The sequence below is a fragment of the Chitinophaga sp. LS1 genome, assembly GCF_034274695.1.
Classification (GTDB): Bacteria; Bacteroidota; Bacteroidia; order Chitinophagales; family Chitinophagaceae; genus Chitinophaga.
This window is the reverse complement of record NZ_CP128362.1, coordinates 1,547,169-1,560,948: the sequence shown is the minus strand read 5'-3', so window position 1 is coordinate 1,560,948 and position 13,780 is coordinate 1,547,169. Positions and strand designations below refer to the sequence as shown.

Below are 13,780 nucleotides of genomic sequence, written 5' to 3'. Positions count from 1 at the left end.
AGCTATTTTTTTTAAAGGATTTGAAATTATTTAAATGCTATTTCAATTCTTTTGATACGCTTACCCAGCGGTTACTGTTATCTTGTCTTTCAGCATTTCTCTTGCCGCCGCCGCAATACCTGCCGCATCAAAACCACACTCACGGTGCAGCTCTTCAGGCTTACCATGCTCAATGATCCTATCAGGGATACCCAGGCGTTTTACTTTCGCTGTATACCCATGATCTACCATGAATTCCAGTACCGCACTACCAAAACCACCACTGACTGCATGGTCTTCTACAGTGATCACTTTATCGAACTGGCTGAATATTTCATGCAGCATCTCTTCATCGAGTGGCTTTACAAAGCGCATGTCGTAATGAGCAGGTTGCAGATCATCTGCCAGCAGGTTTTTGCAGGCTTCAGTTACGAAGTTACCTACTGGACCCAGGGAGAGGATCGCTACATCTTTACCACTCCGCAGTTTGCGGCCGGTACCGACTTTAATTTCTTTGAAAGGCTGGCGCCACTCAGGCATCACACCCTGTCCTCTCGGATAGCGGATCACGAAAGGTAGTTGCTGTGTAGGCAACTGGGAAGTGTACATCAGGTTACGCAGTTCCTCTTCATTCATCGGTGAGCTGATCACCACATTGGGTACACAACGCATATAAGCAATGTCGTAAACACCATGGTGGGTAGGCCCATCTTCACCTACCAAGCCTGCGCGGTCCAGGCAGAATACTACCGGGAGTTTCTGAATAGCTACGTCATGTAATGCCTGATCGTATGCACGCTGGAAGAAGGAAGAGTAAATGGTACAGAATACACGCATACCCTGCGTAGCCAGACCGGCGGAGAGGGTAACGGCATGTTGCTCACAAATACCTACGTCAAAGGCGCGATCCGGCATCTTTTCCATCATGTATTTGAGGGAGGAGCCGGAAGGCATAGCAGGGGTTATACCCATAATGGTATTATTCTGCTCTGCGAGTTCTATGATGGTATGCCCAAACACATCCTGGTATTTAGGAGGTTGTGGCTTATCAGGTATTTTTTTGAAGATTTCGCCTGTGATTTTATCAAACAGGCCTGGCGCGTGCCAGGTAGTCTGGTCCTTTTCTGCCAGTGCATAACCTTTACCCTTGGTGGTAACGATATGGAGCAGTTTTGGGCCGGGAATATCTTTCAGGTCCTGCAGGGTATCCACCAGTTTGGTGATATTATGCCCATCGATGGGACCGAAGTAACGGAGTTTCAGGGATTCAAAGAGGTTGCTGGAGCCGGATACCACGCCTTTGATACCTGCTTCCAGTTTAGAAGCCATATCGCGGGTAAAGCGCTTGCCTACGGGGAGTTTGCCCAGCAGGTTCCAGATGTCGTCACGGAACTTGTTGTAGGTAGGCGAAGTGGTAATGTCTGTCAGGTATTCTTTGAGTGCGCCTACGTTCGGGTCAATGGACATGCAGTTATCGTTGAGGATAAAGAGCACGTTGGCATTGGCTACGCCTGCGTGGTTGAGGGCTTCGAAGGCCATACCAGCGGTCATAGCGCCATCACCGATCACAGCAATATGCTGGCGGTCGGTTTCTCCTTTGAACTTGGAAGCGATGGCCATACCCAGGGCTGCGGAAAGGGAAGTGGAGGAGTGACCTACGCCAAAGGTGTCGTAGGGGCTTTCATCTCTTTTTGGGAAACCACTGATACCGTGGTATTTTCGGTTGGTATAGAACACATCCCTTCTGCCGGTAAGGATTTTGTGTCCATATGCCTGATGACCTACATCCCATACCAGCTGATCATAGGGAGTATTGAATACATAGTGCAGGGCTACTGAAAGTTCTACAACGCCCAGGCTGGCCGCAAAGTGGCCACCATGCACGCTTACCACGTCAATAATGAATTGGCGGAGTTCTTCACTTACCTCATGCAGTTGTTCTTTACTAAGCTTCCGCAAATCAGCAGGGGTTTGGATGTTGCCCAGCAATGGGCCCGGCGTAATATTCATATCTGTTGGATGCAGGATTTTAATAAACAAAAGTACGATAAATAATGTGTGTATGCACTTAGCAATTCATTTGCCAATAATCAGCACATACAACCATTTGGCCTTGCAGAAATCCGTACATCTGCACCTGTTGCAGTATACCACTGGCTAATGGTATTTTTGAAATAGAAGATATCCGCTGATTTATCAGAAAAATTCCCCTGCTGCTTTGTGGGAAGGAATTTGGTATTTCAGGAGTGGGGGATAATTATCGGAAAATCCCTTGCTGCTTTGTGGGAAGGGAATGCGGTATTTCAGGAGTGGGTGGATAATTATTGGAAAATCCCCTGTTGCTTTGTGGGAAGGGAATGTGGTATTCAGGAGGAGGTTGGATTATTTTCAAAAAACTCCCCTGCTATCTTGCCGGAAGTAAATATGGTATATCAGGAGGGTGTTGGGCTACAGCCGCTGAGGTATTTTTGAAATGTAGCAGTTGTTTATTAATTTCAAATAGATGTTTAAACGAATATCAAAATATTGGTGGTGTCAGATAGCTGGATGGGCTGCTTATTTTGTTGTGAATATATTCTTCGCCTATTCTTACCAGGGAAGTATAGACAGGTCCTACACTATCAACCTGCTGCTCATTATATTTTTTGGTCTGGTGGCCACCCATTTACTCCGGAGTATTCTGCAGCGTATCAACTGGTTCCAATATAGTTTTGAGAGCCAGATGCTGTTATTTTTTGGATTGACGGTAGGTGCCGGGGTTATCATCTATGTGGGTAATATTGCCGTTGGCAATTTATTCCGGGATCTGGGCCAGCAGCGGGCATTTACAGATCTGAAAACAGTGAATTTCCTCTTACCGATCTTTTTGATCACGGCTATCTGGTGGCTCATTTATTTTGTGTGGCACTATATAGACCGGAGCAGAAATACCCAGGTAGATAAGTTGAAGCTGGAAAGTACGGTGAAGGAGCTGGAATTGAAAACCATCAAGTCACAGCTAAATCCACATTTTATCTTTAACGCGCTCAACAGTATCAGGGCATTGGTAGATGAAAACCCACAAAGGGCCAGAACGGCCATCACAGAGTTGTCGAACATACTCCGGAGCTCCATGCAGGTGGAAAAAGCGGAGACTGTGAGCCTGGAAAATGAGTTGAGTATTGTGAAAGATTACCTGGCATTGGAAACCATCCGGTTTGAAGAAAGATTGAAAGTGGAATATGATATCGATCCGGAAACCCTGGAATTGCCTATTCCCCCTATGATGTTGCAAACGCTGGTGGAAAATGCGATCAAACATGGGATTTCAAGGATTATCACAGGTGGAACGGTGCTGATTGCGTCTCATGTAAAAAATATGCAGCATGAGATAACGATTGAAAACACAGGACAACTGTCTGCCTCAGGTCCGGGATTTGGATTTGGAATACAGAGTACGAGACAAAGGTTGAGTATGCTGTTTGGCAGCAGGGCGTCTTTCAATATTTACAACAAGGATGGAGAGATGGTAGAGGTAAAGGTGGTAATGCCATTGGTATAACCCACTTTTTGAAAAAATTCTTAGATTTATACTAGCGCGCAGCGATCAAAACAAGCAACTGCTCATGAAAAAAGCTTTAATTATTGACGATGAAAGACTGGCCAGAAGTGAGCTCAAAAAGCTGCTGGCAGACCATCCGGAGATTGTGGTGGTAGGAGAAGCGGTGAATGCAAAAGATGGTCTGGAAAAGATCGAAACCCTGCATCCGGACCTCCTGTTCCTGGATATCCAGATGCCTGACAAAACTGGTTTTGACTTACTGGCTGAGCTGGAGAAAGCTCCCCAGGTTATTTTCACCACAGCATACGACGAACACGCGCTGAAAGCATTTGAGTATAACGCCCTGGATTACCTGCTGAAGCCGGTAGAACCCAAAAGGCTGGCCGATGCCATACAGAAACTGCATCAGCAGGAAGAAAAGGAAAGACAGGCCGAAGTAGGCGCGATCAGAACTATTCTATCAGAAAACGACCAGGTATTTGTAAAAGACGGAGATCGTTGCTGGTTTGTGAAGTTGCAGGAAATCCGTCTCTTTGAGAGTGTGGGCAACTATGCACGGGTGTACTTTGAAACTAATAAGCCATTGATCCTGAAATCATTAAATGCGCTGGAAGAGCGTCTGGACGAAAGGACATTTTTCCGTGCAAACCGTAAGCACATTGTGAATCTGCGGATGATAGAAAAGATAGATACTTACTTCAACGGCGGGTTATTGCTGGAAATGCGTGGGGGTGAAAAGATAGAGGTGAGCAGAAGGCAGGCCGTGAAATTCAAGGAGATGATGAGTCTCTAAATAAAACAATCATGAAAATGGAAATTCTCCAACGGGCATGAAAGCCATTTTCAGAAAAGACAGCACAGGTTTAAAACTTAGAAATACAACAAAAAGTCCCCTCAGGAGAGGGGACTTTAGTTTTTTTAGTTGCAGGAACTATTATCTTAAAACAGGTGCTGCATGGACAGCATCTGCAATTTCCTTGATTAAAGAAGCATCTTTTTCAATAGCGTTTCCGACTACGATGATGTCGGCGCCAGCTTTACAGTTCAGATAGGCTTTTTCAGCATCCCGGATACCACCGCCCACAATGATTGGGGCACTCACCTGGCTTGCCACACGGGCAATCATACTTTCAGTAATAGGTTTACGGGCTCCGCTACCAGCGTCCATATAGACTACTTTGAGGCCGAGCATTTCGCCGGCGATGGCGGTACACATGGCAATGTCGTCTTTGTCTGCGGGAATCGGAGTAGTGTTACTGATGTAGGATACGGTTGTAGGTGCACCTCCATCTACGACCATGTAACCAGTGGAAATCACTTCCAGTCCGCTCTTCTTCACGGCGGGTGCCGATATAACGTGCTGACCAATGAGTAATTCCGGATTACGGCCTGAGATTAAGGATAAATATAACAGCGCATCTGCATAGCGGGAAACCTGGGAAGGGCTGCCGGGAAACAAAACTACTGGTATATCACAGTTGGCTTTCAACTGTTGTACACACTCGTCTAGATGAGAGGTAATCACAAGGCTACCCCCAAGAAAGATATAGTCGACCTTCGCTGCTGTACATTTAGCGGCCAGGTCGGCTGCTCCTGCTGGAGTTACCTTATCCGGATCAATCAGAACTGCAAAGGATTTGAGTCCTTTTGCTTTCCTGTCGATGAAAGAATTGTATATTTTATTGTGCATCAAAATAGCATTGTTCCGGTTGTCGCAAAAATATAAATTTTTTGGTAATAAGTCACAGTCTTAGATAAATATGCATGGAAGCTATTTTCTATTCAAAATAACGTGATTTTGACCTCTCTCCAATTTTACAGTCTGCAATCTTTGGGCCATTCACTTAAGTGTAACGGATTAACCAGCTAAAAAGTTATTTTTTATCATATAAAATAAATATATATTTTTTTGAGCAGTAAATACAAGCAAATTACGAAAAACTTAAGTGAGTTAACAGTATAGCTATGCCAGTTTATGCTGAAACCCAATAGCAGAGGACCTTTGCGCCGAATTTACAAATGCAGATTTCCTACGCTCAGGGAGTGCCTGAAAACCACCTACTGGCTTCATTTTCAGGACTTAGCGTACAGGGCCTTTGTTAATGATTTGTTATTGTGCCCGGAAAATTTTAAAGAAAAATAACATGCCCTTACATTTGTATTCAAATAGGGTTTTCATAGGATAGTAACAAATTGAGGGCGCCTTTCCAGGTGCCCTTACTATTTTTTCTGAGGTCTGTTTTTACCTATTTTAAGATCTTTTACCGCATAACTTTCCTGGTAGCTTCTGATCGTTCAAAAGCACAATTAATACTCTCAACATAGGTTTTTTCTCTATTAGTTCGCTCTACACATTATCTCTCTGGTGATTATCTGGTGATTTGTATTAATCGCAGATGTAAGTGAGGACTCCCTCTAAGTTGGCATTTCACATATATTCGTAAAAAGTCTCATTTTGGATTTACCATAAATTCATTATTTTTTTATACGTTTTATTAAGATTGATCTAATAAATTGAAGTATTTCAAATATTTATGTGGATTACACCATTACTGTATATATTTATTATATTTGTTATTGTATTAATTTTATTATGGTTACTGTCCTATGAAAAACCAATTGATTCCTACAGGCGTGAATCTTCATGCAATGTAAAATGACTCTCGAAAGCAATGGTTTATCCATTGCTTTTGTTTTTTGGCCGGGAATTTTGACCTGTTGGAAGATGAAAGAAGCAACCTCAGGCAAAAACAGTTTCCATTTTTTGACCGGGATTTTGTATTTTTAGACTTACAAATATTTTACACTATGAAAAAGCTGCTGTTCCTGCTGTTGGTCGGATGTGCCACAGTATCATCAGCAAGCGCCATTAGCGGAAAGAGGAAGCTGGATAAGACCTGGAACGAGGAGAAAAAGAAAGATAAGGAAGGTGAAAAGGGGGATAAGGAAAAATGTAAATCTGCTAACTGCGATAATTCTGATAAAGCGACTACCGTAACAAAAACTACTGCACGTGCTGCCCGCGTTGAGGAGTACGTATGGATGTTACCGAAGGATCAGGATGGTGATAAGATGTATGAGGAGGATTTGAAGAAAGGGATAGTGGATTTGTATAAATGGTACCTGCAGAATGGTTCCCGTATGAATACGAGCGACTTGAAAGCAGTGGCCGAAGAACCTGCGTTTCCATTTAAAGTGGATGCGAAGACATTACAACAGTATTTTCAGTTTATTAAGAATAATTTCCCTGGGCTGAGCGAAGATGATCTGACAGATGGTACACCTAAGAAAGCACCTGTGGCCAGTCATAAAAAATATGCGCCAGTTAGTACCAGGGATGAAATGGAAAGCCAGATTTCCATTCCAGTTGTTAAATAACAAAAATGTCTGCCTTGCCATAATGCATTTGGAGTTTAGTTACAATAAGGAGGAAGTATTGCATGCATTGCGCTATCATTTCCTGCAGCGAGGAGAAATCAAAGTTTTCAAAAACACGCTTTTTATACTGCTGGTGTTTACTCTTTGTGGGTATGCATATCAGCTGGTGACTGTTGGTGCCCTGGTAGGGATTCTCGGTATGTCGGTGGTGATTGGATTGGTGTTTTGGTATATGCTGCCGGTGTCGATTTATAATAATGCGGCGACATTTCAGGATGATATCCGGTTGAATTATTCAGAGGAAGGGATTGTGATTACGACGAGGAATAGTGATGTGGAGAAGGAATTGTCGTGGCATGTGTTTACACAGGTGGTGAAGGCGAAGAATTTTTTCTTTTTGTATAAGGGGAAGAAGGATTTCTTTTTGGTGCCGACGAGTGCGTTTAAGACGGAGTTGGAGCAGCGGGAGTTTGAGCGGTTGGCGAAGAATAAGATTAGTTAAATTGAATAAATAGACTAACTAAGAGGTATAAATTAGTTGCAAAAAAAATCGGGCAGTCCTTTGGACTGCCCGATTTTTTTTGCGGAGGGATTGTTTTAGACAAGCGCTTCCGCGCCTGTCTAAAACAATCGCGTATTCTAAAACAATCGCGTATTCTGAACAATCGCGTATTCTGAACAATCGCGGGTTTATAGGGCGAAATTGTGGAATACAGCTAAGTGTAGAATATGGGTCATCGATTTATTGCCAGTTGCTGGTTGTACAAAGTGATTCATGTAGCCGGCTTCGAGTTTGAGGTTGGGTTTTAAGGCGTAGCCTTGCGCTATTAAGAAACGATTCTGATCTACGAATTTATCATTGATCTTACTGTTGAATACATTCATGAAGAATTCGTTTTGCAGGGCGAAATAAAAAGGAGTCACTTTTTCTTCCTTCCTGATCGGGAACTGTGTACGATTGAAATAGCGCAGGCGATGCCCATATTTCCAATATTGCACATCTTTTGAAGCCGCTGTCTTAGCCCCTACCCAACGCTCTTCAAATCGCACGCGATGCGTCATATTGAAAGTGCGTGTGTTGTTTTTGTAAATGAATTGTTGGTAAATGCGGTGTTCAGGAAAGTATTGATCCGCCCCATCGCTGTAGGTGGTAATAAATGAATACCCCAGCAGATAGCTTGCATTCTTCCCAGGCGTATACTGTAACCCTGCCCTGTTCAGGATCTGCCCCTTTCGACTGATCCCATCCCTTATCCTCGCCTGAAAATCGTATGCAATCGCCCATTTCTGGTTTATCTGTGCAGTACCGAAGTACGTATACCAGTGGCTATACCCCTGGGTAAGTTCCTGTGCGGAAAGTTGTAGACCGCCCATAAGCAGGCATAGTGCCAGCAGGCAAATTTTTGTGCGCATATAATGATTCACATAATAGGTTGAACAGTAAAAATAATTAAATACGGGCATAAAAAAAGCCGGCCAGCATGATAGCTGGCCGGCAGGGTTTTATAAGTGATAGTTGTGTTAGTAACTAATCCACCAGTTCTTGGTGCCTTTGTTGTCTCCACCAATTGCACTACCCGCAGCCGTGTAGTTGGTACTGTTGGAGTTGGACTCTACTATCGGATAAGTGAGCCGGTAAGGGACCAGCGTTACATTTTGATCCAGTGAGCCTGAAACCGGAGCAATAAATAAATCTGATCCATCAGGTTTTGTAAAATTCAGGCGGATCCTTTCAAACCATGCCTGGAAACCCTGTGGATATAATGACAGCCATTTTTGCGTACCGATTACATTCTTCCACTCACCACCTGTGTAGGGTACTGTTGCCAGGTACTCATCCACTCCGTCAGTTACGCCCCAGTACTCCATAGAAGCGCGTATACCGGCTTCATAATAGCTGGCTGCATCACCATTCACTGCATATCCTCTTGCGGCTGCTTCTGCCAGTGTAAAGGCAACTTCTGAATAAGTCATCAGAATGGCCTTCATGTCTGCCGAATAGATCTTAGTGCCAGGATAAGAAGCTGATGTAGGACGATTTGCATCTGTGGTGCTCATCCCATAAGGCATACCGTAGATGGTGTCAATTGTCAGACCATCTACTGGTCTTGCATAGATGTCCAATCTTGGATCATTGATACTTCTCATATAATCAACCAGCGTGGTAGATACATAGAAGTCAATAATTGGTCTGTTGGTTTCATCCATCGGATACCTGTTGGGATCAGCACCCAGGTATGCAAATTCTGCATTGTCACTGTTACTTGTCATTGCTCCCTGATAGTTAGCTTCTATCAGACTCTGTGCTTTTGCGTTATCACGATCTGCCATACGGATAGCCAGACGCAGCATCAGCGAATGGCCTAATGTCTGCCATTTGGCGACATCGCCACCGAAGATAACGTCTGCATCATCGAAGGTAGGTTGTGATGCATCCAGCGCATTGATATTTGCTGTCAGCGTATCTGAGAGCTGTGAGTAAATGGTTTTGGCATCGTCATAGACTGGTGTGATATATTCAGTCACATTCAATGCCTGTGTATATGGTACATTCACATAAGTATCTGTCAGCATCTGCATGATCCATACTTTCAGAATACCTGCTATGGCATTCTGATTCTGTGCCGCAGGATTATTGCCCTTCGCAGTATTCAGCGTACGGATCAGATCCAGGTTGTGTAAGGCTGCATACAGCGTGGTCCATAGTGTATTGTTGTTGGATTCATCGAGTGAATACTGGCTGTCTGCCACTCTTGTATTGCCAGACCAGAACTGTGCATAGTGCATACCAATATAGCCATTCTGTAATGTGCTATACAATACATCCATCACACTTTTCTCTGCGCCAGTCAGCAGATATGGAGGTTCTGTCGTTGTTGATTTAGTTGGATCGTAATTGATGCTGTCCAGCTTTTTACATCCGGTCATGATCAGTCCCACGAAAGCAAACAGGAAACAATATTTTATGATACGGTTAAGCATTTTGGTTCACTTTTTAGAATGAAACATTGAGGTTAACACCAAACGAGCGGATAGATGGTAATGCACCACCCTCTATACCCACAATGTTGGAATTAGAGTTGAGAATATTGGACGGATCTACGTTTGGTGCATTGCTATGCATCAACCATAAGTTACGGCCGTATAAAGAGAGTCTTGCACTCTGTGCGTGGAAACGTTTGTACCATGATTCAGGAATATTATATCCCAGTTTCACTTCACGCAGGTATACATAACTTGCATCGTACAGGTTCGCTTTACTCAATGTTTTGTTTTCATTGTTTACGAAGTATGTATTCGCATCCAGCACTACATCGTTTGGAGTACCGTCTGCCTTTACTCCCTCTGCGATAATACCTGTTTCACGTACATTGTTTGCAGCAGTAACATCCAGCAGACCAGAGATCTTACCATACATATTCGTATAAGAGAAGAAGTTACCACCATGCTGGAAGTCGATCAGCGCTGACAAATAAATACCTTTGTAAGAGAAGGTATTGTTGATACCACCTGTGTAATCAGGATAGGCATAACCGATAGGTTTGATATCAGAGATCAGGTAATTACCATCATCCCCTACGATACGTTGTCCTTTATCATTGTACACATAGTCAGTACCCATCAGTGTACCCAGTGGCTGGCCTACCAGACCTACTACTGATACTCTTGTGGTACGGCGGTCAGTACCGATTGTTAACTGTGTCAGTGAAGTGCCATACTGGGCGATATCCATATTCAACACCTTGTTCCTGTTGCGTGCAATATTCGCTACGATATCCCAACGGAAACCGTTCTTCAAACGGATGGGGTTCAGTGATAAGGAAGCTTCAATACCTTTGTTCTGTACACTACCACCATTTGCATAAGTAGTGGTATAACCAGTAGCCGGAGAAACTGTGAGCTGCATGATCTGGTCTTTGGTAGTTCGCTGATAGTAAGTGAAATCCACACCTACCCTTTCATCGAGGAACTTAAGGGCGATACCTGTTTCATACTCTTGTGTACGCTCAGGTTTCAGGTTCATATTGTATTTAGTAGTAGTCGCCTGTGTGATTGGATGGCTGCCATAACCAGCTATAAACTGATAGGTATCACGGATATTATATGGACCGGTATCGTTACCTACAGCAGAAGCACTTGCACGCAATTTACCGAAGGACAGCCACTTCCAGCTCTTCAGCAGATCGGAGAATACAAAGGATGCTGATGCAGATGGATACACATACGGATTGTTTTCATTCAGCAGCGCAGAGCTCCAATCTGCACGACCTGTCAGATCTAAGAAGAGGAAGTTCTTGTAAGAGAATGATGCGGAAGCGAATCCTGAGTTGATTTGTTTCTCATAATATTCATCGTACGGCGTCGCAGTCGTTACGGAATTGTTCAGGTTGTACACCAATGGCAGAATCAAACCACCATTAGTAGCACCACCAGTTATTGTCCATTTGCGATGCATGATGTTGCCACCTACCAGACCGTTCAGTTTGAAATTTCCACCGAGGTCGAACTTCATATTTGCAGTTAACTGGTAGTTCATTTCTCTCGCAGTTGGTAAACGTTTGATATAGCCACCTACGAAATAATCTTTCGCAGTACGTTCTTCCTGCAGTGCATTGTAGTTGTCCATGAACACACGTCCACTGATAGTTAACCATTTGTTCGCTTCATAATCGAGCCCTGCATTACCAAAGATGCGGTTGCGGCTATCAGTTTCATAATCCATATAGCGGTTCCAGTATGGACCATTGCTGGAAGCAGGAGCAGGATTATCCCATGATGTACGGTTCCAGGTGATCTGTGAACCATCTTCATATTTATATCTCTTTTCCATATCCAGGTTTAGCTGACGCTGTCCATACATGGTGAATTGCAGGGTTGGGTTAGGTCCTGTGAAACCTGTACCCGGTCTGCCTTTCGCAGCGAATGCAGTATAGTTTACAGATGCTACGGCTTTCAGTCCTTTTGCAATTTCATATCCACCATTGAACGATACGTTGTTCCTGTTCATACTTGCATTTGGCAGTACGAATAGCTGGTTCATATTGCCATAAGAAAGACGGAAATAACCTTTGTCGTTATTACCGGCCATAGCAATATTGTTGGTGATAGTATACCCCGTTCTGTAGAAATCCTTCACATTGTTAGGTTGTGCTACCCATGGAGTAGTCTGACCGAAGTAAGGATTACCTTTATCTTTATCGAAGGAATAGTATGGGCGGACGAGCTGTCCTTCCAGTTTTGGACCCCATGATTCATCTGCTTTGTAGATCGGCATCAGGTCATATCTTCCTAAACCATCACCATCGTCATATGTAGCACTGGCCTCACTTGTGAAAGCATCAGGATGTTCGTTGTAGTAAAGTTTATCAAACTTTCCACCACTACCGCCACCATACTGATTCTGGTAATGAGGTAATATAGATACCTGATCTGCCTGTGCATTGAGGCTATATGTTACCCCAATACCACCTCCTGTATCAGGACGTTTTTTGGTAGTGATGAGCATCACACCATTTGCACCACGACTGCCATATAATGCAGTAGCGGCGGCACCTTTCAGCACAGAGATGTTATCGATATCATCTGGATTGATGTCTTGCAAAGAGGAGCCATAGTCATAACCACCACCACCATTTAATTGTCCTGCCTGGTTGCTGTTGCTATTGACGAATGGTGTTCCATCTACTACGATGAAGGCGTTGTTATCACCTAATATAGACTTCACACCACGGATTGTGATCTTGTTGGAACCGCCCATGGAGCCTGTATTAGATGAGATTTGCAGACCTGGTACTTTACCTTGCAGTGCATTGACAAAGTTCACTTCTTTTGCTTCCTGCACAGCGCTACCACCTACATTTTCGATTGCATAGCCGACTGCTCTTGTATTACGCTGAATACCGAGTGCGGTAACAACTACTTCCTGCAATTGTTTCTTACCGGTAGAGGCTGTCGTGAGTGTCACTGGCAGTGAATCCTTGTTGGTAAGGGGGATTGACTGATCACCGAAGGTAGGTGCCGATATTTTGATGGTATCTTTCAGAGAAGCCTTGATAGAAAAAGTACCATCTACATTGGCAGCGACACCTTGTTTTGTGGACAGGTTTACAACCTGTGCACCCGGGATAGGTTGGCCTCCCGGCTGTTTTACCACGCCACTTAATGTGAACTGACCGATCTCTTTTTTCAGTGTATTACTATCTGAAGGAAGGATCAGTGCAGAGGTGTCCGCAGATTTTGTCTTTGTGCTATCACTGGCTGCAGTAGCGGGTTTGGCGGTATCCTTACGGGTACTGTCACTCGCCTGATTATTCGGTGTAATCACAGCAGCAGCAGGTTTGGTAGTATCCGTTTTGGTACTGTCACTCGCCTGATTATTCGGTGTAATCACAGCAGCAGCAGGTTTGGTAGTATCCGTTTTGGTACTGTCACTCGCCTGATTATTCGGTGTAATCACAGCAGCAGCAGGTTTGGTAGTATCCGCTTTGGTACTGTCACTCGCCTGATTGTTCGGTGTAATCACAGTAGCAGCGGGTTTGGTAGTATCCGCTTTACTTTGACTATTATTATTTGGCGTGATGGTCACAGGGGTGGCCGTTGCTGGCTTACTCTTATCTGTGGCAGGTTTGCTGGCAGAAGGTGTGATCACTACAGGCGAAGCGGATGGCTTCACAGTAGTATCTTTTTGTTGCTGAACTGCTTTTACTGCAGTATGCGTCAGGAATGGCCGGTTAACGTTTGCGCTCGCTTTATTGGGTCCTAAACTACAGTAGAAAGCAAAGCACAGCCATAACCAGGTAAGTACATGGCTTCTCATTGTTATATTGGAAGATTTGGTTTAAAATTTTTTTACAACAGGTTTCCGTTATCCTGTCTACAATA

General features: G+C 43.9%; 9 protein-coding genes. 4 read left to right on the top strand and 5 right to left on the bottom strand.

The annotated features are described in order from the left end of the window. Window positions 1-60 precede the first annotated feature (60 nt). Window positions 61-2,019: a 1-deoxy-D-xylulose-5-phosphate synthase gene (dxs, locus tag QQL36_RS06410; protein WP_321569331.1), complete on the bottom strand. Its 1,959-nt coding sequence runs from the start codon at window positions 2,017-2,019 to the stop codon at window positions 61-63. A 463-nt stretch (window positions 2,020-2,482) separates the two neighbouring features. Between dxs and QQL36_RS06405 the strand changes: the two genes are divergently transcribed. Continuing rightward, a complete protein-coding gene (locus QQL36_RS06405) occupies window positions 2,483-3,520 on the top strand; it encodes a sensor histidine kinase (protein ID WP_083722215.1) in 1,038 nt (345 codons plus the stop codon). Window positions 3,521-3,584: 64 nt separating this feature from the next. Next, a complete protein-coding gene (locus QQL36_RS06400; protein WP_083722216.1) occupies window positions 3,585-4,313 on the top strand; it encodes a LytR/AlgR family response regulator transcription factor in 729 nt (242 codons plus the stop codon). Window positions 4,314-4,454: 141 nt separating this feature from the next. Here the strand turns inward: QQL36_RS06400 and QQL36_RS06395 are convergent, their stop codons facing one another. Then, window positions 4,455-5,210, bottom strand: coding sequence for a geranylgeranylglyceryl/heptaprenylglyceryl phosphate synthase (locus tag QQL36_RS06395; RefSeq protein ID WP_083722217.1), 756 nt, complete (start codon window positions 5,208-5,210; stop codon window positions 4,455-4,457). 1,118 nt (window positions 5,211-6,328) lie between these two features. On the opposite strand from QQL36_RS06395, the gene QQL36_RS06390 reads away from it, so the two are divergent. Together QQL36_RS06390 and QQL36_RS06385 are read left to right on the top strand one after the other, a co-directional pair. Continuing rightward, the gene (locus QQL36_RS06390; RefSeq protein ID WP_143708795.1) at window positions 6,329-6,898 is read left to right on the top strand and encodes a hypothetical protein; all 570 of its coding nucleotides are present in this window, start codon (window positions 6,329-6,331) and stop codon (window positions 6,896-6,898) included. Further along, entirely contained in the window at window positions 6,837-7,400 is a 564-nt protein-coding gene (locus QQL36_RS06385) for a YcxB family protein (protein WP_321569330.1), read from the top strand. The genes QQL36_RS06390 and QQL36_RS06385 overlap by 62 nt, the downstream gene beginning before the upstream one ends. Before the next feature lie 188 nt (window positions 7,401-7,588). Here QQL36_RS06385 and QQL36_RS06380 read toward each other — a convergent pair whose 3' ends face one another. From QQL36_RS06380 to QQL36_RS06370, 3 genes are all read right to left on the bottom strand, one after another. Beyond that, the gene (locus tag QQL36_RS06380) at window positions 7,589-8,311 is read right to left on the bottom strand and encodes a DUF2490 domain-containing protein (RefSeq protein ID WP_179091054.1); all 723 of its coding nucleotides are present in this window, start codon (window positions 8,309-8,311) and stop codon (window positions 7,589-7,591) included. Window positions 8,312-8,419: 108 nt separating this feature from the next. Further along, entirely contained in the window at window positions 8,420-9,880 is a 1,461-nt protein-coding gene (locus tag QQL36_RS06375; RefSeq protein ID WP_321569329.1) for a SusD/RagB family nutrient-binding outer membrane lipoprotein, read from the bottom strand. A gap of 13 nt (window positions 9,881-9,893) precedes the next feature. Next, a complete protein-coding gene (locus QQL36_RS06370) occupies window positions 9,894-13,715 on the bottom strand; it encodes a SusC/RagA family TonB-linked outer membrane protein (protein ID WP_321569328.1) in 3,822 nt (1,273 codons plus the stop codon). Window positions 13,716-13,780: the final 65 nt, after the last annotated feature.

Bases quoted from the DNA above. Each gene is read 5' to 3' on its own strand.
- QQL36_RS06405 (WP_083722215.1), top strand. From the start codon at position 2,483: ATGTTTAAACGAATATCAAAATATTGGTGGTGTCAGATAGCTGGATGG.
- QQL36_RS06400 (WP_083722216.1), top strand. From the start codon at position 3,585: ATGAAAAAAGCTTTAATTATTGACGATGAAAGACTGGCCAGAAGTGAG.
- QQL36_RS06395 (WP_083722217.1), bottom strand. From the start codon at position 5,210: ATGCACAATAAAATATACAATTCTTTCATCGACAGGAAAGCAAAAGGA.
- QQL36_RS06390 (WP_143708795.1), top strand. From the start codon at position 6,329: ATGAAAAAGCTGCTGTTCCTGCTGTTGGTCGGATGTGCCACAGTATCA.
- QQL36_RS06385 (WP_321569330.1), top strand. From the start codon at position 6,837: ATGCGCCAGTTAGTACCAGGGATGAAATGGAAAGCCAGATTTCCATTC.
- QQL36_RS06380 (WP_179091054.1), bottom strand. From the start codon at position 8,311: ATGCGCACAAAAATTTGCCTGCTGGCACTATGCCTGCTTATGGGCGGT.
- QQL36_RS06375 (WP_321569329.1), bottom strand. From the start codon at position 9,880: ATGCTTAACCGTATCATAAAATATTGTTTCCTGTTTGCTTTCGTGGGA.
- QQL36_RS06370 (WP_321569328.1), bottom strand. From the start codon at position 13,715: ATGAGAAGCCATGTACTTACCTGGTTATGGCTGTGCTTTGCTTTCTAC.